This window comes from Brevibacillus centrosporus (genome assembly GCF_046622605.1).
Lineage (GTDB): Bacteria > Bacillota > Bacilli > Brevibacillales > Brevibacillaceae > Brevibacillus > Brevibacillus centrosporus.
In genome coordinates this window covers 284,626-306,445 of the sequence record NZ_CP176857.1, presented here as the reverse complement: position 1 = coordinate 306,445, position 21,820 = coordinate 284,626, and the positions used below count along the sequence as shown (strand labels likewise).

Sequence of the window (21,820 nt, the reverse complement as noted above, 5' to 3'; positions counted from 1 at the left end):
GCCATAGCCTACTACGGTTTGCTATAGCACTCCACAGGCGTAAATTCCCGGCTAGCCACCGGTACATAAACGCGTTCCTGTTATTTAAGAACTACATAGTCACTTGCTCGCTTCAGGTTGATTGCTGCATTCAAGTCTCTATCAATTGATACACCACAGGATTCGCAAACATAAATTCGTTCGGATAACCGGAGTCGTTCTTTCTTATATCCGCAACAAGAACATAACTTACTAGATGGATAAAAGTGATCAACTTCTCGAAGCTCTGCTCCGATCTTTTTGCAAACGTTTAGTAGCTTCATCTTGAAATCATAGAATCCCTGATTGGCAATCGCTTTGCTCAAGTGACGATTTTTCATCATGCCTTTAACATTAAGTTTTTCGATCGTAATAAACGCCGGCTTGGTTTTCGCCAGCTCTCGTACGACATAGGCACGATATGCGGACCTTATGCGGGCAAGTCTCACTTGCAACTTTTGCACTCTGAGCACGTTCTTGGCTATATTGCGGTACGTTCCAGTAGAAGATTCTCCACCTTTCTTTTTAGATTCATATTTCCTCGACAGTGACCGCTGTTGTCGTTTCAATTTTTTCTCTATACGTTTAATGGCGGCAGTCTTGTTGATATTGAAAAATGTTTTTCCACTGGAGACGACCGCAAATTCCTTCAACCCTAAGTCGATACCGATGCCAGTGCCTGTAGGTATTTCGGGTTCTATTTCTTCCTGCTCAATTGTCACACTGACGTAATATCGATCCGCCTTCTGTGTCACGCTTCCGCCCGTTACTCTAGCATCCAGAGGGATGTAGCCGAACTCTTTGATACGTACCCATCCGAGCGTCGGGATTTTGATCCGATGGCGTTCTACAGTCCAGTCTCCAGTATTGTTCTTTGGCGCGTAAAAACCGGTGTTTTGGTCCCGTTTCTTCTTGAAACGAGGGAATCCGCTTTCTCCCTTGAAAAAACGTTTAAATGCCGTTTCTGCATTAACTATGGCTTTCTTACGGGCTTTAGAGGACACATCCTTGATCCACGGATGATCAAGTGAATAATCGTTATTTACCCATTTGTCGAACTCATTTGCATTCTGAAACGATATTCCCTTTTCGTGCCGTCTCATATTCGTCACGATGAACAAGTTGTACAAATAGCGACATACTCCAAATGTCCGATTGATTTTTCGTTTTTGCTCGTACGTCGGTTTGATCTCGGTTTTAAAGGCTTTTAACATGTTGGATCATTCTTAAACTTTTTTGTATTTCCCCACTCCATCGTTGCGACAAAGCACTAGATGGCTGATCGGAGATTAAATCCTGTACCATTTCTTCTCGCGGTGACAAGGATTCGTTGTCTACTTCGATATTCCATCCCACGTGACTCTTATACCTCCTTTATCGATTTGAGTTCAGATTGTTCGAGACAAATCTTGCTTTCCTTGCATCATGCGCTGCTCCTATATCTTTGTAACTGGTTAAGTTTTGAATGGCACCTACCATCACGATTACAAAGATGGATAAAAGGAGCGTACAGAGTAATGCCTTCATTACTTAATGATGTTTACAGAGGAGCTACCTGATTGCATTTCAGGTACATCCGCTGTACCGTTCATGGGATCAGCTGCGATCGTGGAAAATTGAACAGCAGTTTTTTGGCCAAGTTCAGAACCACCTACGGAAACCCCTTCAGCGATTACCCAAACGGTAAAGATTAGACCCAGCACAAGACCAACAAGCTTTCCAAAAGTACTATCAAACATCGTGTATTTCCTCCCTTGAATTGGATGATTAGTTTACTGAGGAACAATGCTCCACATGGTATCCGTTACTTCTTTTTTTAAGCTGGCCCTGTTTGCATCATTAGGATCCCCAGCGATGGAAGGGGTAAGGTCAGTGAACACATAGGTGAGAAACATGAGCATGAAGACACAGATCACTAACTTCCCCAGAGTCGAGTCAAACATCTTTTCCCTCCTTAATGGAACAAGTGATGTGAGCATCACCCCTTTCGAAGCGTGGGGGATTTACCACCCAATTAACTTACCAAGTTCCTGTTTTAAGAATTGATACCAAGGCAAACAGAGAACCCCGATGCAAATCGAAAACGGCCCGAGAATGAACGAGTTAAAGCCGACTTCGAGTTTCTTCAATTCTTTTTGTTCATCCGCTGAGCGAGCCTTTTGAATACCTATCTCGGCCCGTGTGATTTGACTCTCCTTGTTCTCAGGGTTGTTCATGATGTAAAGGAGCGTATTTTTAAACAAGATGGCTTCATCTGTGCCAACTCGGGAAGCAAACTCCTCCATCGCAGCAACCGGATTATGTTTGAACAAATCCACCCGGGGCGTATAGTTCTTTAAGATTCGGGTACCAGCAAGAGAGATCTCCAGCATACGATGGGAAGTTTCCTTGTTCAGGTCACCTAGCCGATTAAAGGCTCGCATGAAGTCATACTGAATGACGGATTCCCGTTTCTTTGCTTTCGATCTGATATGAAGCAGTAGTACACCCACTGCCGCAAATGGCGAGACCATAAAGGTAAACAAAGGGAATGAATTCGTTTTCCGAACCATGACATCAAAGAAAAACTGAAGGATCACGATCAAGGACACCAAGACTCCCACGGCGATCAAGAGCACAAACCATTCCCTCGCAGATAATCCCCAAGGATAATCAGCTAGCTTGACCAATCGCTCAAACTGAGCGTATTTCTTTGACTTACTCAACCCAACCTTTTCAATCTTGCTTCCGACTTGATTCACAGTCTTACGGAGTGTATCCACTCGCTGTTTTTTCGTTGGTTGAGGCTTATCCAGCCTGCTGGTAAACAAATAGGTGATGGCAAGGATAAACAGGGCAATCGGAACGGCCAAGACCGTAATGATTCCGAGACGAATAAGCAGACCTCCATCATCAGTTCCGGAAAGAACCCTAAACGCAAGTGGTGCATTCGAAAAGAAGTCAAGTATGGCATCCATTACAACCGATTCCCCCTCTTCGACCAAATGAGTGCGCCTAGGAAGGAAACGACCAAAATTAGTACGCTGATGGTCAGCATGTTAATCCCCTCTGGCGTTGCGAAGTACATTTGCTTCGCTTCAGTGAGAAATTCCATGTTCAGTTGCATAAGGAAAAATGCCACCACCGTGAGAACGGTCATGATGAGAAATACGACTTTTATGATGGCGTTGCGATCCAAGTCAACCGATTTTGCTGCCCAAAGCGAAATCGAAAGGTTGTTCAGAGCACCTTCAATGCTCTTGTACTCCCCGTTCTTACCACTGATCACGATCGAAACAAAATCGTGCGCCCACCCAAAGTTAAGGATCTCTGCAAATTTGAGAATCGATTTCTCGAATGGTACCGTCGAGTCCGCGATACAAAGGTTGATGTAATTGATCACCGAACGCATTTCTTCCGGGCAACGGTTCCCTAATTCCTTGAAAGCGAGGGTAACCACCCGATCATAGTCAAGGTATGTTTGTGTATAGGCATCAACGAAAGGAAGGAACACCTTCCGGGTGGCCGAAGCCACACTTAGAAATTTCACGTAAACGAGAAGGATCGGTAAAAGAAATCCCACTATTCCACATGCCATTGCTAAGAGGAAGGTCAATGTTACCTTCAGTACATAGATGAATACAAACACACCAAACCCCGTCGAGGTTACGAGAAACGCGTAGGGATCATATTTTGGCTTGTACCCATTGCCGATAACCATGAGCCACATCTCCATCGCATCAAACCACTCGATCTTCCATTCTTTCTGATATCGCTTAATTTTGCGCAAGCTATTTGCCCGGAGCGTATCATACATGGCCTTGGTTCGATTTTCTTTAGACAACCGGGAGCTACCCAGCATCAAGATGAAGAACATGAAGCTCGCAAAGAGTAATGTGATGGTCAGACTAAAGAAAATTGCGCCGAAACTGAAGTTGGAAAGAAAGGACTGGAACATGCTTAGACCTCCCTTTTCAAATCCGTTAGCTTCAGCTCTCGTAATACTTCCAGGTCGGCCGTCCCCTTATTTGTCATGTAGTGGACCATTTGATCAGGCAGCATGTTCCCAGTCCAAGCCAGTTGCTTCTCTACTGGATCGTACTTGGCAAGGACCCGCGCTCGTGGTTCTGGTGGAATATAATCACCACGTTGAGACAGATGGCCTTCCATAATTTCTGGAACGAAGATGGAATAATCGACGCGATTGCCTTTGATGTTCTCTAAGATCCAAAACAAATCGATCCCAGATGCGATATTACGATAAACATCGATGATGTTCGTTTTACGATAGTCATTCACCAAAGTGGCAAACTCACGAACAGCTGCAACAGGATTATCCAGATCAGGTACCCGTAAGTGAATGGTCATCACTGTTTGGTCTGTTCCTCGTCCACAACTAGTTAATGCGTAATGGGCTTCGATCCCCTCCCGTGGCTCCGCAAAAACGATGGTATGTGACCCATTTCGGAACACGTCACGTTGAACCGCGGAGAATCCTTGATCATGAATATCTTGTAGTTCCACTACTGTGCCTTTCCACTTTTTCTGGAACCGCATCTCATGTTCCGTTTCATAAATCGTGATGTTCTCGGTATTGGGATCCTTTAGGACCAATAAGCTGATCTGTCTCGTCGTTTTCCCTACTCCCTGCCCTCCACCAATGCAGATATTTAACCGCCCGTATACAGCTTGCTTGGAGAACTCCCTTGCTCTTTCATCCATTCGGATATCATCCAAGGAGAAGGATGGTGTTACAAATCTTCTCGTTCGAAGTGACCGGCTATAGGAGCGGGGTGGCATGTAGGATTGAATCCGAGTCTCCGTCGACTCGATGAAACCACGAAGAATGGGCTCAGACTTATTGTGTGGCTTCCCGCAGATTTCCTCTAAGCGGGATTGAATGGCTAGCATCTCTGCATCATCCGGAACGTAACCGAAGTAATCCTTCGTTAATCCACTTTCCACATACCTAGCAATTTGACCAGCAGACAGCCAAACGGATTCAATGGTTGGGGATTGGTGGATAATCGCGTCATACACGCCCAATCCATAAATTCGGAATACGATTCCTTCTACAGGGGGAACGTTTGGATAAATCTCATGTTCGTCCCCTAGAACGATGTTCTTCTTCTGTAACACCGTATCCAGGTCAGAGATTAGGTTCTGCTTGGCCACATTATCGTCTTCTTTTTGAATCTTAATGATCCAATCCCGAATCAGACTTTTTTGATTTTCGTCCGTAATCTCATTCATCTCTTTGTAGTAATTGGTTACGAACTCGGTTACCTCTGCTAAAGAAAGCCGACTCATGGTTTGCTACCTCCTCTCACTGTTTCCTTAAAAAGAAGCGATCCAAAGCTTCTTTTTCTTCTGTGATACTTTCACGTCCATTTCCCACTTGTACTCTGCAAATGCCTTCTGCATTTGTTTCGAGGGTTGAAGTAAATCTGTGGTTGTTTGCTTAGGAATGATCCCCCGCTCGTACGGCATCACCCCAAAGATAGGAAGGCCCAGATACTTCTCAATCTCGCTTTTCGAAGCATAATTCGCATCATAATGCGAGATGAGTACTTTTGATTTCAGCTTTTCCAGCACGTTCATATAACGAAGGGTCCGATTTAATGAAAAGCTATCCGGTCGTACAATTACGATGACTTCATTCGATTCCATCATGAGGCGAATCTTTGCATTTTGAGTGAGGACCAACTCTCCCATATCGAAGAAGATCATGTCAAACTCATTACGCACTTTTTCCAGGAACATGACTATCTCGTTAGGGGACCATTGATGCTGGTCTTGTACAGCGGATATCACTTTCAGATTCGGCAACTTTTTATAAGGCACGTGGTACTTCATTTCGATTTCTTCCAAGCTCTTTTTCTGGAACGCTGGCTTGAAGTAATGAAGACGATAGTTTTGAGAGTCGGTTGCTGCCACCAAATCCTTTTTGTCGTCATTAATATCGACCATAAGGAATTCTTTGTCGGGATTCAGCTCTGCAAGAAAAGGCACATGGTATAAAGCCAGCGTCGTTTGTCCCGAGGATCCCGGCCCTGTTAAGGTCACTACATGGCCTTTTCGTCCCTCGTCCCTTTGCGTAGCGCCGAGGAGAATGGACAGCTCATCCATTTCGTCTGGAGCGTTTGGTACAGATTCACCCTTTTTCTGATCCCGCTCTTTTCCGGACAACTGATCGGCCACTTCTTGGAAGGTAAGGTTGGCTCCCAGCAATCGAATCTGTCCTGTCCACTGGATTTCTTTCACCAATTCTCCAATTACGATTTGGAGATGGTAGTAGTCCATTTCAGACTTCGGCAAAATGAACAGGGTTTGATCCCCCTTCGTAAGGTAGCTCATGACTTCAGGAATCCACTTGTAAGCAGATTCGGTTAAGTCCGAATTTAATACCAGAATCATCTTTGGTTCGTATCCCTTCAGCTTTTGAACCAACTGCTCGTAGGAGGTTACATTCATCGGGTCAACTTTCTCAGGCGCTTGGTTCTGAAAAGAAATCGTTTCAGGGAGATATTGTGGTGCTTGTAGCGGGCGAGATGATAATACCAATGCGATCATGGAAACGTCTCCTTTCCGTTAGTGATTTACTTATTAATCGCTGTTGCTTGCGATTGATTACTGGAAGTACCTTGAGGGTTATCAGCAGTGATTACTTTCCCTCTCTTGTCGACCGAGATTTTGTTGGGTTGAGGCATATACACACCAACTTGCACGTCCCCGTACTTGAGTGCTTCCACGAAAATCTTGTACTGCTGATCTGACCAGTTAAATAGCAGTCTGCTTGGAATTGCGGAAGGAGCCCCACGATATGTCTGTTGCAGCCTTCTTTGTGTATCTGAGGAAGTTTCCGGTTTGTTATCGATAAACTCACCAACCGCTTGGGTTGCTTGTGCTGCTGGCGCTTGTAAGCTGAAAATCTCCTCCCCTTGTGAGCCTTTCACACCTGCTACTTGACTCGTAAATAGGAAGTCAGAAGCTGCGCCTGGCGTTTGCTTAAACTCAATCGGTACGCCAAGTTGTTCGATCATTTGCTCTTGTTTCTTAGCCGAGTATCGAACCCATACTTTCACATAGTCCCCTTTACGGATTTCCGTCATCGGGGTGAACTCCGTAATGGGAATCTCGTAACGTGTCTGGTCCAATGTAGGAAGCAACTTCTTACCGTCGATGATTTTCCAGTCCAGAAGCGGTTCCCCGTTTGCAATCGGAACCCATGCCATCTTCCCAATCACTTTGGGCAAATTACTTCCGCTGATCATGCCATCAACGAGGGCAGATTTTTCTACTCGCTTGATCTCCAAGTCTGTTTCTACAATGGGTGTGTATTGATTCAGTACCTTACCAGGTCGGATTGCCAAGATTTCCTCGTAGTTGTTTTGGCGAAACAAACTCTCGGATTTTGTAAACAAGAGATTTGCTGCAACACTGGCACATATTAACGACAAGGCTGCAAGCCCCATCATCTTCTTCTTGTTAACATTCACTCTCATTGCCTCCTTTTGCTTTTAAGCTTTTATGTACATATCGCTGAGATCAGTTTGCTGTTAAATTGTCTTAGAAAAAAATAAAAGCGCACCTCTCAACTACCTAACCATAGGTAGTTGAGAGGTACGCTTGGGATGTCCAGGCGACATTAGTAGTCTTTTTTCCTATAATACGTGACTTTTGTTCAAAATGAATTGTAGCATTTCCAATTCCCGACAGCAAGCAAAAATAACGAAATATTTCCATACCTACTAAACAAACTGAACTGTCGTCGTCTGGATCGTAATTAAAATAACTTCCGTGAGGTGTTTTATTAATGACCGTTAATAAAATGACGTCTATGGCATCTCAAAATATATGGGAACTCATCATTGTAATAATTCAGTTACCAGATACTTTCGTGACGTGAATTTTCTAACTTATCCTACCTCAACGACGGACTTATTCCTATATTTTGCCGCAACACACGTCACAGAAGATACATTCTGTCGCGTGTAATGGATAAGAGGTCAGTCACCTTTACAAAGCAAAGCTTTCCTAAATCACGCATAGCTTAAATAAAGAGTTATTCGATTATTTATCAAAAAATCTTGATATTCCTGTTGCATTTTGGAAAAATGAGGAGTATAGTAACATCATCAAGGAATTTTGATGAAGGGATGCAAATATGAACGAACTACCGATCATCTTAGACCAAATGGGTAGCACCTTTGAGACGTACGAGGCAAAGTTTAAAGCGTTGGCTGATAAGAAAAGACTTCAAATCATGTATGAATTAACACAGCGTGGAAAGGTTTGTGTTTGTGATCTTGCCGATCTAATGGGTATGGCACAATCCAAACTCTCCTATCATCTCAAAATACTTCTTGATGCGAATCTCTTGATAAAAGAAACAGATGCAACGATGAACTACTACGAATTGAATCATAAAGAGGTCAACCATCTGTTATCAGCTGAACTTTGCTGTCTCTTTCGTACAAACAACAACTGTTGCTAAATTTTTTTCATGAATTCATCAATTTTTTTTGATGTTTACATCAAATATATTTGATAAAAGGAGATGTTTCACATGCTGAATAACGACGTAGTTTTCGACCTTATCTATCGCGAGGAGAAAAGAAAGCTTGATCAAGTGACAAGGAAAGGATGGCAGTTTATTAAGCAAGACACTAAAAATTCTCTCCTTCCTTCTATTTCTTGCTGCAAGCTACCTGTAGTGCAAGTCCAGAGCGCTAACTGCACTACTTGCTAAAGGCCACTTAACTATTAAATGGAGCTATTAATTTCCGATCCCCTAGAGAGGAGAAGCTCAATCCATGGTTCAATTTGCAAAAAGGAACGTAGCCCGAATTTACCAGGATATCTTGTACCTTAGCAGCCCTGATTTATCCGGCAGGTTGTCTGGTACAGTAGGGGCCCGGAAGGCAGCCGCCTTTCTGTCCGAATCCTTACTCCAGGCTGGTTTATCACCGGCAGGAGAAAGGGAATACTTTAGTTCGGTCAATGTCCCGGCAGCTCGATTAGTAGGTCCAGCACACTTAAAAATTGGCGATCATGTCTTACAGCATCGAATAGATTTCTCGGAGATGTCTCCCTTTTCTTCAGGAGGTATTTGTAAAGGACCTTTAGTTACTGTCAGAGATGGTGATGATCTCTCCCCCGATCAATTGGCTGGGAAGATTGTGGTGATTCCAGAATTACCTCCCGATTTTGACCTTGGAAGTACCATTCAGTCTGCTGCCGATCTTGGTGTAGCTGCTCTCCTAATCGAATCAGGAGAACCCAATTGGTTTCATAAAACAGTGTTTGGCTCCACCCAAAGCAGAATTCCAGTTATTCGTTTGCGCCGTTCAATCGCAAAGGCTGTAGCAGATCACCCTGGTTTGAAGGTACATCTCGAACTACCTTTAGAAATAAATGTACTTGCTTGCCAGAATGTCATGGGATTTCTTCCAGGAATCAATCAGAATCGCACCTTATTATTATGTGCCCATTACGACCACCTTGGTGATGACCCCGATGGTCTTCGATTCCCCGGAACAATTGATAATGCATCTGGTGTTGCTGTCATACTTGAAGTTGCCAGATTGCTTGCTAAGCGTGAATACGCCCTTCCCTTTAACGTCTTAGTAGCCTTTTTAACTGGTGAAGAATCGGGATTGTGGGGATCAAAGCAGTTTGCCTCGAACCCACCGATGCCATTAACTGCAGTTGTAAATCTTGATTGTTTAGGGTTTGAGACAGAACTTCATGCACTTCGAATCGGTCATCAAGCTTCTGGAGACTGGCTAACCGAACTAGCTTCTAGTGTGATCAAAAATCATGGGGTTGATGTTCGGTGGTTGGCAGGCGGAGATGACTCTGTAGCATTTATTCAAAAAGGAATTCCTACAATTGGGTTGGGTCAGAAACCTACTTTACCTGAGTCGACCAGCATTCACACAGTAAATGACAGCCCAGACAATCTCCATCTGAAACCAATTGAAAAAGGCTATGCGATTGTTTGTGAACTTGTGAATAAACTCGTTGACTCCCCTCACTTCTGGGATCAAGAAAATAAAAACATTTAGGAGGATCGTATGACAAATTTTATTAAAAAACATGTGAATGTCGACTCTGAAAAAGGGCAAGGTTCCTGCTGCGAAATCGAAACTAAGATAGAAGTAACCAGCCAAACAAAGGATGTTGATTCATGTTGTGGATCCACGACGAATGAAAGCACCCCTTCATGTTGCACAACAGAAACGAAAGCAAACAGTTCTTCTTGCTGCGGATAATGGGCACAGGTGGATTTTTCGGTGATAACTATACTTTACTAACTCTGTTCTCTGTTCTGCTAATAACTGCTGAATACAGTGATAAATGATTTTTCAATGTTTATGGGCAGCATATAAGCTGCCCATTTTTCGCTATTTTTAAAGATCCAAGCTTGAGTGAGCAACTTTTTTGACTCCTTTCCTTCTGGTACAATGCATGAGAGGAAGGAGCGCGCAAACATTATGGAAAAAACTTTTTACTACTCTGTCTCCTGGCCAGATATCAGCTATTTAAAAATCGCACTTGAAATCATGGAAGTACCATTCTTAATAGAGCAACCATCTGATCGTCTTCAACTTCCCCCTGGAGAAGTGGCGTTCGTCTTTCCGGATTTGAATGTCCGCGTATATCAAGGTGTCCGCGAGTTATTTGGCAGCCACGGTCAACGTTATCCCAGCTAATATTCTAACTTGCATTCCTTACATGGCAACACTTTACCGTCCACTCTCAAGTTAAATACACTCGTTATTTCATTTGTTTTTTAGGAATAGGCTCTGTTAAATATAAATGTTGATTTTCAAAAAATATTAAAGGGCAGCATTAAATGCTACCCTTTTCAGCTCAAAGTCAATTTTCTATCCAGAACCTTTTGACAACCTTACCATTTTCTTCAGTGAAACTTGCATCTTGTTTCCCACCGTTTTTTATAATTGTTCTTTCAGACGCTAAATTGCTCTGGTCGCATACAACAAGAACTTTATTAATGCCCAATTCTTTAGTTTTTTCCAAAGCTAAGGCTAAAAGCTTGGTGGCATAGCCTTTTCTTCTTTCAGAGGGACGGATACCGTAACCAACATGACCGCCACAATTAAATAGTTTTTCTGAAAGCCCATGTCTGATGTTTACTGCACCGACTACTCTATTATTATCTGTGACTAACCAAAAAGTAGAATCTGGAACCCAATTTTCAGGTAAGTTTTCGCCTTTCTCATTATTCAACAAGAACTGAACCATTCCTTGGAAATCCGACGGGTCTTTACTTATAACCCATGGAACCATGTCTTCTCCACTATCTTTCCATTCCTGATAGAAATCTAAATATTCATTTCTCAAATTTACCGTGGGTTTCACTAATTGGACATTTTCAACCATTGGTTCCTCCCTAACATGATAATTACAACATTTTCCTCTTAATGTATTATACTGAAAATTTGTTCACAAGGGTCAACATAACGTTTCTGCCAATGAAAAGCTTTCGCACTTTTCGTGTGGGACTTAACTTATCTGAGAATTTAAGTCACTGAAAATAATATTATCTATTTTTGGCACATTCATTTGTGTTTGTCGTTTTATCAACACTCTACTTTAACAGAGCCTAGGAATAAGTAAAGGCTGCCACTAATACAAACGGCAAAAGATAATCTAAACCCTGCAGCATGATGACAATGTCAGCTCGTGATAAGCACTTACGAAGTTTTTATGTGTCTCTACTCCATAAGCATCCAAGTCACCACGAAAAAGCCGTTCTAGTGTTTTCAATTTAGCCTCTTCGGCATCACATTGAAAAACCAACATAACATGCTTAATGTAAGCGAGAAAATACTCCTTACTTAGAACACTTCCTCGGTTTACTTTCATAATCTCCACGCTCCTTAGAGAATTTTCTCCATTGCCATCACATCAACAAAATTCCCATCTAAAATGCCCTGGTTCTGAAAAACCCCCACTTCTCGATACCCACTTTTCTTATATAATCCCTGCCCTAGACCATTAAAAGGGAAAGTGAACAATAGAATTTTGTAAAATTGCTGGGATCGAGCAATCTCCTCAAGCTTCTCTAAAAGAACCTTTCCGACGCCTTTTCCTCTATAAGTTCGGTCGATATAAATGGATAAATCCGCAACGCCATCATAAGCGCTTCGTTGAGAGTAGCGATTGAGGGATGCCCATCCAATGATTTCTTCTTCCAAAACTGCGACTAGTACAGCTTATCGCCCCTGATGTTCATCAAACCACCTTTGGATGTAGCTGTAATCCTTCTCTTCAGATTCTAGAGTAGCAATTCGATCTGCAATACCTTGATTGTATATCGCTAAGATAGACTCAAGGTCTTCTTCCCTTGCTTTTCGAATAGAAAGGTTCATAGCAATTCCCCTTTACAATTAATCTGATCACTCGTTAACCAATCCCTGTTAAATTTCTTCACGAAACTTGTTCTACTCCTTTCTCATAAGGAAGATAGCCTAGTATCTTTCTACCTGAGAAATGCCAAGTCCCCCAAAGAATCAACCAAATTCCTGCTGCTACCCAATACGTAATTTCTAACCCAAGAACAGATACCATAAAATAGCCTAGTGTAGGTCCAATAGCTGCCCCTAAATCAGTAATGACAGTAAAGCCCGTCATCACAGCCACTCTTGACGTCCTTTGAGCAACATCCAATGCAATAGCATCCATAACTGTTGTCAGTACGGTCGCCATTAATTGAATCCCCATCAGAACCAATAACCAAAGGCCAAAAGAAATATCCATCGGTACCATGGCAAACAAAAAGGCTGTTATGAATAGTGATGCAACTAACAAAATAAGTCTCTTATTTCCCCCATCTGATAATTTCCCAAACCGAGGAGCAAGAAATGGTTCCCACCCCCATCGTATGGCTTGTAATATCCCTGCCAAAGACGCAGCTCCAATACCAACCCCCATCAGGTTGATATGTGGATTATTAGACTCAATAACATAGCTGAGAATCGAGATAAACATTCCCTGAAAAAGCATCGTTACTACAAGAGAGGTAACAAAAGTAAATAGAACACTTCGGTCCTTCAAAAATAATAGTCGCGACCCAACAGCTGCTATTTCTGAGCCACTGCCTTTCCCGGTGGATTGAATAGTCACAAGGGGTAACAACGGAAGGGCAAGTAGAGCCAGGAACCCTAATATCTTTGCCACAAGCTCCATACCTACGAAATCGGCAAAGATTCCACCAAGAAGCATTCCAAAAAGGCTTCCTAACCGATAAAGTCCATTAAAGGTTCCCATGAGGTGTCCGCGATTTTGTTCCGTGGATGCATCTAAAATTGCAAAGTATGAGCCTAACCTCAACAATGACCAGGCAATCCCCCATATACATCTCATGATCAAAAGGAGCCAAAACGTTGAAAATAGTCCATAAGATGTCGTGGTTATTACGGATAACAAAATAGCGATTAGCAATCCAGTTCGGATGCTCATTTTTCGGTAAATCCATCCAATAAGTGGACCCAATGGAAGTCTGATGAGCCGGTTCACTGATAGCAGGATTCCACCTTCCCACAATGAAGTTAATCCAATCTCCTCCCAATGTGTTGGTAACACAACATATAGCATGGAATCACCAAGTAAACAAATAGCCGTAATATAGGCCATGACCTTTACCTGTCTTGTCTGATCCATTTCGCACTTCATCCTTCTGTGTCTTGCTTATGAAAGAACCCCCATCTGGAAAGACAGGGGACTTTTAATGTAACATGATGCAACTCGGTTCCAATAAAGTGAGTAGTCTTACTTATCCGCAGCAATTGGACGATTTTACTGGCTGTGGCGTGCAGCTTGATGCTATTACCTGTTCGCTTACTTTTTGGGGCTCCACACCGCAACAACTGTTCGATTTTACAGGTGTTGTTGGTGCGCAACAAGACGACTCTTCCTGCAAACCTAACCCGGCATTGCTAATGCTACATACCCCTGTCTCTGGTAGGTGGAGTTCTACTCTCTTCGCAGCGTCCCAATCCCCCACAAGTGCAGCAACAACGGATCTCACTTGCTCGTAACCTGTCGCTAGCAGGAATGTCGGAGCACGCCCGTAACTCTTCATTCCCACGATATAAAAATCCTTCTCAGCCTGACGTAGCTCTGCTTCACCATGTGGTCTAACTGTTCCACAGCTATGAATGTTGGGATCAATAAGATCTGCTAGTGCAGGAACACATTCAATAGCCGGATCAACTTGGTATCTAACTTCTCGCAGGAAGTGAGTATCAGGGCGAGAACCCGTATTTGTGATGATTTCGTTGACGCCCTCCAGTTGGAACGCTTCACCGTTCATCCTTCCCCGAATGACAAGAACGTCACTTTGGTTTGAAATCTCCTGAATTTGAACCGGTGTATATACGGTTAGGCGGCCGTTCTCTACTAAGTTCTTAATGGATGTTCCTAACGCTCCACGTGCTGGCAATTGGTCAGCGTCTCCTCCACCGTACGTTTCCTGAATGCTTTTTTTCCGCAGCGCCCAAACAATTTCTGTAGATGGCACCTCATTTTTCAAACGATTCAATTCGAGAATCGTATTGATAGCAGAATGCCCACTCCCTACGACCAAAACCTTCTTCCCTGCATAGCGATCGCGTTGTTTTCCATATACATCAGGAATTCCGTAGGTGATACGATTAGAGGCCTCACTCTCACCCTTTGCGACAATACCTCCAGATCCAACTGGATTAGGATGTTTCCAAGTTCCGGATGCATCGATGACAGCTCTTGCTTCAAGTGTTTGCTGTTGGCCATTTTGTTCATAGTGAATAACGAAAGGTACTTGATCTCTTCCCTTGGTTTTCATTTTATCGATGTCTTTTTTCCCAACGGAAATGACTTTGCAGTTTACGTGAATGAACGGTGCTAATTCTGGAAGGTCGGCCAGTGGCTGCATATACTTTTCTACGAGATCCTTACCCGTTGGAATGTCATTTGGATCCGGTGCATCCCATCCATGCTTGGAGAGCAGTGTAACAGCAGTTTTGTCCATGTTATATTCCCAAGGTGAAAACATGCGTACATGTCCCCATTCCAGTACACTGGACCCTACTTGACTTCCTGCCTCCAGGATTACAAATGGCTCTCCTCTATTAATCAGCTGTGCTGCAGCTGCTAGCCCGACAGGTCCTCCACCGATAATAGCAACAGGTCGTTTCATCTTTCATCAATCCCCTTTTTAAACAATTGATATTTGCAACTATATCTGTTAAGTAAACTCCTCTAGGTTATAGAGGAGGGGTACAACAATCTGCGCTATTCCTCATTGCTTCGCTAACTAATTGAAGACTTTCCAAAACCTGCTCGTGCTTTTCTGCAGGAATTTGATTAAATACATTCAATATATACGTCTCCATGTAAGCCGCAATTTCCTTGTGTTGCTCTTCCCCTTTTTGCGTTAGCGAGAGAACAACATACCGCCTATCTTTCGAATCGGGCAACCGGTTAACCATCTCCATTTCTACAAGATAATTAACCTGGCGACTAAGCGTACTTGTATCGATGGATAAGATGTCTGAGAGTTCGTTCAAGGAAATGTTTGGCCTCTTTTGGAGCTCATAAAGAATATGACTTTGAACAACTGAGATGCCACAGCATTGCGCCCCATCCTTTTGTAAAACTCCAAAACGCCTTACTAATACCTGAAATATTTCTCTAACGTTAACGTATTGAGCTAACTGTTTCATCTTCATCACCTGAATCCATCTTACATCACAACAATTGATAAATGCAACTATTATTTTGTGAAATTTTCCAATTTCTAAATTGAAGTGCTTCCGTCAATGTCTTTTACAATTATGCACGATTGCTGAGTCTTTGCAGCGGATTCAGATTTATATCGGTAATATGCTCTACATAGGCTTTCGCGCTTTCGCAGATAATCTCCTGATCCGCATAGACTGCACCATATTGCACAAAGTGTGATAAAAAGAACATCCCTGTCAAATTTGCTGTTGCCTGCAACGGTCTTGTTAGTTCACTGATCGTGTAATGATTGGTTCCGCCTGCCTGGTAAGACTTCTCCCTTCCCCCGATAGATATCGCCAAGACCAGTTCTTTACCGTTCAAGGCCTTTCCTCCAGAGCCATAAGCCCAGCCATACATCAACACATCATCCATCCACTTTTTCAGAAGAGGCGGGGTGCTGTACCAGAAGAACGGAAACTGAAATACGATTCGGTCATGGGCCGCCAACAGTTCTTGCTCTCTTTTAACGTTTATGATTTCATCGGGATACTGCTCATAAAGATCATGCACCGTCACTTGCTGCACTTGCTCAAGTTCCTTCTTCCATTTACTATTCACACGAGATCTCTTCATATTCGGATGAGCTATGATAACCAGGATGTTCATGGCTTTTCTCTCCTTATTTCAAATCGGGACCTAGGCCTTCGACGTTCTTCCCTTCAGGTAGCGATCTAAATTTTTCACAACATATTTCGCGTCTGGCCCTACTCCCCTTAGTGTGGCAGAAGCGAAGGATCGCTGACCTTCCAACCCGACAAAATAAAGTCCAGGAACTGAAAGACTTATACCGGCTTTTTGTAACGGTCTCCCTTCGGAGTCAAGTGCACCAATTAAATTGAGATAAGAGTAATTGGGGCGATATCCTGTCGCAAAAATGACCGTGTCCACAGTTTCCTTCGTTCCGTCTGGCCAGACAATACCATCGGGGTAAAAGGAAGTAAACATGTCCCGTTGATCTGGCTTTCCAGCCTCTAGCTTTTGTTTGTAATCCCCTAAATCTGCAACCGAGCTCGGCACAGGTGCCTTTTTACCAAACCGCCAGAATGGGAAAGTATCCAAGCCGAGACCTCTTACCCAATAATGCAAATCCACTCCAAGTATTTTTTGTTTAACAAACTCAACCGGCTGTAGCACTGCTAGTGAGGTATAGCTGTGATCGGCCAACTCGACTGCAATTTGAACAGCTGAATTTCCACGTCCCACAACAACTACTCTTTTCCCCTTATACTTATTTGGATTTCGGTAGGCAGAAGAGTGGAGTACTTCCCCTTGAAAGGCTTCTTGATCTTTAATTTTGGGCGTATACGGGTTATGAAAAGAACCCGTTGCATTAATGATTGCTCGTGCCCTAAAAATGTCGCCTGTCTGGGTATGGATGCTAAAGCTATCTTCGCTTTTCTCCACGGCTGCAACCCGCTGATTCGTCCTAATCGGAAATTCGAATTTTTTGGCATAATCCTGTAAATAACGAATGACTTCATCTCGCTGTGGATGGTCTCTTGTTCCTCTTATTTTCATCCCTGGTAGTGATGACAGACTCGCTGGTGAAAATAGCTTTAGACTGTCGTAATAATGAGGCCAAGAACCAGTAGCCTGATCGCTGGCTTCCAGAATCAAAAAAGAGATTCCCTTCTTTTTCAAATGGTACCCAGAAGCAAGACCAGCCTGCCCTCCCCCGATGACAATTACATCCCAGTGTTTTTCCAAGTTGATCACCTCAAAGTATAATTATTTGCATAATGCAAGTTTTGATAAAGAAAAAACTACCCTTGGGTAGGAGCACAGCACTGTCCTGCTTTTGACATCGCCTCATTCAATAGCTTTACGGAACGAATAACCGTTTCTCTTTCAAAGTCATTCATATGCGAAAATATCTCATTCAGGTAAGCATTCATTTGCTGATCGATCGTCGCTGCCACAAAAGTTCCTTCTGTTGTCAACGATAGTTCAAATACTCTTCTGTCCTCTGGTGTGGGGGTTTTCTTCACTAGATTCATCTTCACTAATGATTGAACTTGTCGGCTAAAAGTTGTTATATCCGTTCCCAATGCCTCTGCAACCTGTTGGATAGACGGCTTATGTTGGCGGTCAATCTCATACAAAATTTGACTTTGGACTACAGAAAGATTCACCCCACCTACTGAACAACAGTTTTTATTTAGGAAACCAAAACGCCGAGTCATTATTTGAATTAAGTCGCGTACATCCTCCACGTCTTTCACCTCATGAATTATTTATACAGCATTAATTTGCAACTTTTTTATCGTTCGTTCCGGTTTGTATGTACTAATCACATTCTGTACAAAAAGTAATGACGACAATAGGGAAATCGACAAAAAAGGATGGTGGAAATAATACCAGCATCCCTTTTATTTTACTATTATATTGTTCCTAATTGATACAACAGAAGGCTATGTCTTGTCGAGGTCCTGAATAAACGAGTTGACATTGCCCAAACAACAGGTTCCTTGTGGGTTATTAACCTCGCAACCACAGCGGTTGGCTTGAACTTGTCCACGAATATGGTCAGTTGGATGTTGATTTTCTTGAACTGCCTGTATTATCCCTTCTCTGGTCCATCCAAAACAGTAGCAAACAGGCACATCCAATGCCTTATCTTTCTGGAATACCGATACTTTGAGCGTAGTTTTGTCTAAGGTATGCATATCGCTAAAATAGACCACATCACAAGACGAGTTTGAGCAAAAAGCGTAAGTAGATTCAGGATATATGGTTCCTAATGCTTTGGGTTTGAGCATCGCTTTGAGAGTAATCATTTGAACACTTCTACCCTTTTGATAACAAGCAGGGCATTGGCATGTTTGCGTCAACCTGTCGGTTGATGTATGACAACAATTATCCATTTTTTATCCTCCTTTATTCACCGAATTTTATGGTTCCAAGATAGTAAATAGCTTGTTGAAAAGAGCCTTAGTATTAAATTAACAACCAACTACATCTAAACATTTATGTCTCAACTTCATCTATAGATGCAACGACACTAATTTGGTTTTGAAACTCATTTTTTAGGTAGCTTTTTGCATCTTCTGTTCCAGTTAACTGTAATATGACAGGTTCCTCTTTGTTTGCAACAATCACTGTAAACGTCAGAAAAGCACAACACTGTCGTTCGAAGCTTATCCACTGAAATGAAAGCTGCAATGTATCATTGTCACTAGAGAATTGAAATTCCAAGCCATCTTCAATCTCAAGCGTTTGAAACCTACGTTTTTCTAGAAGACCCCAATTTTTTTTATATTCTTGAAGCTGTTCCTTATCAAATACTCCTGGGCAACAAGCAACAGGTTTCGTATTCATTTTCAAACCACCTCTTTCGTTACTCATATATTTGTTGTTTTACAACTACAAGTGGCATTCGAACAAGAACTTATCCTGCTCTTACGGTGCCTTTTGAAAACATACAATCCCGTTAATATCACCAAGACAATGACACTAATCCATGCAGGGCTTAAAAAGAACGAAGATACACCGAGAGTAGCTACCCCTCCGATAATAATTGGTAAAGCACAGCATAAACCACAAGCTCCAAGTACTCCGAGTCCTGTTAACCATGCTCCTCTTTTCATTTGCTTTCACCCTCTTTCCAGACTATACTTTGAATCATAAAACTTAAAGCTAACTTTAAGTCAAGAAGAGGGTGAGGAAGTGGCGACCTTTAGCATTGGTCAAATTGCTTCACGAGCTGAATTGAATTCATCCACGATTCGTTATTATGAGTCCATTGGTTTGATGCCTGAACCAGAGAGAATAAATGGACAAAGAAGATATTCTGAAGATGTTTTAGACCGTATTCGTTTTATCAAAACTGCTCAAGCCGCAGGATTTAGCATTCCAGAAATAACGGTACTTCTCGAAGGCTTCGAACCCCACATCTCTCCATCTGATAGATGGAAAGAACTTGCTAAGGAGAAATGTGAGGAGTTGGAAGAGAAGAAAAAACAACTGGATAACATGCTTCAAGTTTTAGAAAATGGCTTGAAATGTAAATGCCTAACTTGGTCGGAATGCTTTGTGAAAATGAATAGCGATGGCACTTGTTGCTAAGGGAGAACGGTATGTTATTGTCAATTTTGATTTTTATTATCGCAGGACTCGCAGAAATTGGTGGGGGATATTTGGTCTGGCTATGGCTTAGGGAATCCAAACCTATTTGGTACGGGGTGGTTGGAAGCATTATTCTTATCTTGTATGGGATTATTCCAACACTCCAGAGTTTCCCGTCATTTGGACGCGTATACGCAGCATATGGGGGCGTATTTGTAGTCCTGGCGGTGTTATGGGGCTGGTGGGTAGATAAGAAGACACCTGACGTATACGATTGGGCAGGAGCAGCCATATGCGTTATTGGTGTGTCAATAATGCTGTGGGCTCCTCGAAGCTAATCTTCATAAGTAACAGCTTATTCAGAGTAAGCATTGGCTCATTTGTAAGGCAGGACTTGTTGGCTTTAATAAAACACGTAAAAAAACGAAGACCGCCACTGACGTGAAGTGACCCCGAAAAGTTAGACAGATTAATTTATTAGGCAGCCTCTAGGGCTTGAATTCGGTATTGCACCGGACTCAGGCCTTTTAATTTTGCCTTAATTCGTTTGGAATTATAGTATTCAATATATTTGGCTAGTTCTGTCTTAAAGTGCTCCACGCTGTGAAATTCTTTTAGATATAGAAGTTCTGATTTCATAATACCAAAGAAATTTTCCATCACTGCATTATCGTAGCAGTTCCCTTTTCGGGACATACTCTGTGTGATGCCTCGCTCATGAAGGGCATGATGATATTGTTTCATTTGGTAGTGCCAGCCCTGATCAGAATGAATCATAAGAGTATGGTCATCTGTCAATTGTTCAAAAGCTTGTTCTAACATGGTTGAAACTAAGGAATAGGTTGGTCTTGAACCGATTGTATAGGTGATAATTTCGCCGTTAAACAAATCCAATATCGGTGAGAAATAGAGCTTTTCACCAAATAATTTAAACTCTGTAATATCTGTTACCCACTTCTCATTTGGTTTTTCAGCTTTGAAGTTACGGTCCAAAATATTTGGAGCAATCGTACCGACTTTTCCTTTATAAGAGCGATATTTTTTCATGCGGACAAGACATTTTAGCCCCAATTCCTTCATGATTCGCTGGACTTTTTTGTGATTGACTATATGCCCACGATTTCGAAGTTCATCACGGATACGACGGTAGCCAAAGCGTCCTTCATGTTCGTCATAAATGGCTTGAATCAACACTTTTAACTCCCCATCCAAATCTGGACGACCAAAGTTTTTCACGCAAAAATAATACGTACTTCTAGGAATATCTGCGAGTTGAAGAAGTGCTTTCACCGGAAATTCATGCCTTAGTTCATAGACTACTTGTGCTTTGTCTTGCCTGGTGATTTTTCCTTGTTTTGAACTAAGGCATTCAACTTTTTTAAATAAGCATTCTCCATACGCAAACGTTCATTTTCCGCCTTCAATGCCTCTAGTGATCCTTCTGCTGGTACTTGATTTTTCATTGAACTGGAGTTTTTCTTTTGCATAGATGGACGCCCCTTCTTCTTTGATTCAAGGGCATCCAATCCTTGCAATTCCAGCTGCTTTTTCCATTGAATCAGCAACGAATGCGAGATGTTAAACCGTGCAGCTGTTTCCCTGATAGACGTCCCTTGACCGTTCATATAATTGAGTACGTCTAGTTTAAACTGAACCGTGTAACCTGTATAGAGTTTCATAAACGCTTCGGTACCGTGGTGCTGGTAATGTTGAACCCATTTAACCACCTCAGATTTAGCAATACCCATTGACGAGCTAATGGAAGCAAAGCTTTCGTTACCGTTTAAATAGCGGAGAACCGCTGTTATTTTATCTTCTGGAGAAAATTTAGCCATAGAAAAAACTGCACCCCCAATCGTTAGATGTGTCTAACAATTGGGGTGCAGTTCAACGATGGCGGTCATTCTTTTAGTAATAGGAGTAATTTCGATAAGTATCACATTATAGACGATATCCTTTTAAT

23 protein-coding genes and 1 pseudogene are annotated in these 21,820 nt (G+C 42.4%); 5 read left to right on the top strand and 19 right to left on the bottom strand.

Features of this window, described 5'->3' with window-relative positions:
• Nucleotides 1–80: 80 nt before the first annotated feature.
• The 8 genes from ACLIN2_RS31740 to ACLIN2_RS31705 form a co-directional block, all read right to left on the bottom strand.
• On the bottom strand, nucleotides 81–1,232 hold the full coding sequence (locus ACLIN2_RS31740; protein ID WP_411504702.1) for an RNA-guided endonuclease InsQ/TnpB family protein: 1,152 nt from the start codon (nucleotides 1,230–1,232) through the stop codon (nucleotides 81–83).
• Nucleotides 1,233–1,544: 312 nt separating this feature from the next.
• Nucleotides 1,545–1,757 carry a hypothetical protein gene (locus ACLIN2_RS31735; protein ID WP_141295521.1) on the bottom strand — a complete coding sequence of 71 codons (213 nt, stop codon included), beginning with the start codon at nucleotides 1,755–1,757 and terminating at the stop codon, nucleotides 1,545–1,547.
• Between the two features lie 33 nt (nucleotides 1,758–1,790).
• On the bottom strand, nucleotides 1,791–1,961 hold the full coding sequence (locus ACLIN2_RS31730) for a hypothetical protein (protein ID WP_170184427.1): 171 nt from the start codon (nucleotides 1,959–1,961) through the stop codon (nucleotides 1,791–1,793).
• Between the two features lie 60 nt (nucleotides 1,962–2,021).
• Entirely contained in the window at nucleotides 2,022–2,975 is a 954-nt protein-coding gene (locus ACLIN2_RS31725; protein ID WP_141295524.1) for a hypothetical protein, read from the bottom strand.
• Complete coding sequence (locus ACLIN2_RS31720; RefSeq protein ID WP_411504701.1) at nucleotides 2,975–3,955, bottom strand: hypothetical protein; 981 nt, start codon at nucleotides 3,953–3,955, stop codon at nucleotides 2,975–2,977. The genes ACLIN2_RS31725 and ACLIN2_RS31720 overlap by 1 nt, the downstream gene beginning before the upstream one ends.
• A 2-nt stretch (nucleotides 3,956–3,957) precedes the next feature.
• Entirely contained in the window at nucleotides 3,958–5,307 is a 1,350-nt protein-coding gene (locus ACLIN2_RS31715; protein ID WP_411504700.1) for an ATPase, T2SS/T4P/T4SS family, read from the bottom strand.
• Nucleotides 5,308–5,334: 27 nt separating this feature from the next.
• Complete coding sequence (locus ACLIN2_RS31710; protein WP_411504699.1) at nucleotides 5,335–6,570, bottom strand: hypothetical protein; 1,236 nt, start codon at nucleotides 6,568–6,570, stop codon at nucleotides 5,335–5,337.
• A 26-nt stretch (nucleotides 6,571–6,596) separates the two neighbouring features.
• Nucleotides 6,597–7,496, bottom strand: coding sequence for an SAF domain-containing protein (locus tag ACLIN2_RS31705; protein ID WP_141295535.1), 900 nt, complete (start codon nucleotides 7,494–7,496; stop codon nucleotides 6,597–6,599).
• 668 nt (nucleotides 7,497–8,164) lie between these two features.
• Between ACLIN2_RS31705 and ACLIN2_RS31700 the strand changes: the two genes are divergently transcribed.
• The 3 genes from ACLIN2_RS31700 (at nucleotide 8,165) to ACLIN2_RS31690 (ending at nucleotide 10,715) form a co-directional block, all read left to right on the top strand.
• Nucleotides 8,165–8,494: an ArsR/SmtB family transcription factor gene (locus tag ACLIN2_RS31700; RefSeq protein WP_373863328.1), complete on the top strand. Its 330-nt coding sequence runs from the start codon at nucleotides 8,165–8,167 to the stop codon at nucleotides 8,492–8,494.
• Nucleotides 8,495–8,813: 319 nt separating this feature from the next.
• Nucleotides 8,814–10,067: a M20/M25/M40 family metallo-hydrolase gene (locus ACLIN2_RS31695; protein WP_411504698.1), complete on the top strand. Its 1,254-nt coding sequence runs from the start codon at nucleotides 8,814–8,816 to the stop codon at nucleotides 10,065–10,067.
• Between the two features lie 429 nt (nucleotides 10,068–10,496).
• A complete protein-coding gene (locus ACLIN2_RS31690; RefSeq protein ID WP_141295541.1) occupies nucleotides 10,497–10,715 on the top strand; it encodes a hypothetical protein in 219 nt (72 codons plus the stop codon).
• A gap of 166 nt (nucleotides 10,716–10,881) precedes the next feature.
• On the opposite strand, the gene ACLIN2_RS31685 is transcribed toward ACLIN2_RS31690, so the two are convergent.
• From ACLIN2_RS31685 to ACLIN2_RS31640, 10 genes and pseudogenes are all read right to left on the bottom strand, one after another.
• Complete coding sequence (locus ACLIN2_RS31685; protein WP_141295544.1) at nucleotides 10,882–11,406, bottom strand: GNAT family N-acetyltransferase; 525 nt, start codon at nucleotides 11,404–11,406, stop codon at nucleotides 10,882–10,884.
• A gap of 500 nt (nucleotides 11,407–11,906) precedes the next feature.
• A pseudogene (locus ACLIN2_RS31680) lies at nucleotides 11,907–12,398 on the bottom strand (arsinothricin resistance N-acetyltransferase ArsN1 family A).
• 58 nt (nucleotides 12,399–12,456) lie between these two features.
• Entirely contained in the window at nucleotides 12,457–13,689 is a 1,233-nt protein-coding gene (locus tag ACLIN2_RS31675) for an MFS transporter (RefSeq protein WP_411504697.1), read from the bottom strand.
• Between the two features lie 112 nt (nucleotides 13,690–13,801).
• Nucleotides 13,802–15,205, bottom strand: coding sequence for an NAD(P)-binding domain-containing protein (locus ACLIN2_RS31670; protein ID WP_141295553.1), 1,404 nt, complete (start codon nucleotides 15,203–15,205; stop codon nucleotides 13,802–13,804).
• Between the two features lie 67 nt (nucleotides 15,206–15,272).
• Nucleotides 15,273–15,737 (bottom strand): MarR family winged helix-turn-helix transcriptional regulator, encoded by a 465-nt coding sequence (locus ACLIN2_RS31665; RefSeq protein ID WP_411504696.1) that lies wholly within the window; start codon nucleotides 15,735–15,737, stop codon nucleotides 15,273–15,275.
• Nucleotides 15,738–15,840: 103 nt separating this feature from the next.
• Nucleotides 15,841–16,398 carry an NAD(P)H-dependent oxidoreductase gene (locus ACLIN2_RS31660; RefSeq protein ID WP_411504695.1) on the bottom strand — a complete coding sequence of 186 codons (558 nt, stop codon included), beginning with the start codon at nucleotides 16,396–16,398 and terminating at the stop codon, nucleotides 15,841–15,843.
• Between the two features lie 30 nt (nucleotides 16,399–16,428).
• Nucleotides 16,429–17,499, bottom strand: a complete 1,071-nt coding sequence (locus tag ACLIN2_RS31655) for an NAD(P)-binding domain-containing protein (protein WP_411504694.1) — start codon at nucleotides 17,497–17,499, stop codon at nucleotides 16,429–16,431.
• 56 nt (nucleotides 17,500–17,555) lie between these two features.
• Entirely contained in the window at nucleotides 17,556–18,005 is a 450-nt protein-coding gene (locus ACLIN2_RS31650; protein ID WP_411504693.1) for a MarR family winged helix-turn-helix transcriptional regulator, read from the bottom strand.
• Nucleotides 18,006–18,203: 198 nt separating this feature from the next.
• The gene (locus tag ACLIN2_RS31645; RefSeq protein ID WP_141295567.1) at nucleotides 18,204–18,656 is read right to left on the bottom strand and encodes a putative iron-sulfur cluster-binding metallochaperone; all 453 of its coding nucleotides are present in this window, start codon (nucleotides 18,654–18,656) and stop codon (nucleotides 18,204–18,206) included.
• Between the two features lie 103 nt (nucleotides 18,657–18,759).
• Nucleotides 18,760–19,110, bottom strand: a complete 351-nt coding sequence (locus tag ACLIN2_RS31640; RefSeq protein ID WP_411504692.1) for a hypothetical protein — start codon at nucleotides 19,108–19,110, stop codon at nucleotides 18,760–18,762.
• A gap of 348 nt (nucleotides 19,111–19,458) precedes the next feature.
• On the opposite strand from ACLIN2_RS31640, the gene ACLIN2_RS31635 reads away from it, so the two are divergent.
• Nucleotides 19,459–19,857, top strand: a complete 399-nt coding sequence (locus ACLIN2_RS31635; protein ID WP_141295573.1) for a MerR family transcriptional regulator — start codon at nucleotides 19,459–19,461, stop codon at nucleotides 19,855–19,857.
• 11 nt (nucleotides 19,858–19,868) lie between these two features.
• Nucleotides 19,869–20,195 carry a YnfA family protein gene (locus ACLIN2_RS31630; RefSeq protein ID WP_141295576.1) on the top strand — a complete coding sequence of 109 codons (327 nt, stop codon included), beginning with the start codon at nucleotides 19,869–19,871 and terminating at the stop codon, nucleotides 20,193–20,195.
• Between the two features lie 139 nt (nucleotides 20,196–20,334).
• Here ACLIN2_RS31630 and ACLIN2_RS31625 read toward each other — a convergent pair.
• Nucleotides 20,335–21,692 (bottom strand): IS3 family transposase gene (locus ACLIN2_RS31625; protein WP_327933914.1). Its coding sequence is split into 2 segments (ribosomal slippage): nucleotides 20,335–21,239 and nucleotides 21,239–21,692, totalling 1,359 coding nucleotides; the frame shifts between segments, so codons are not numbered across the junction.
• Nucleotides 21,693–21,820 lie beyond the last annotated feature (128 nt).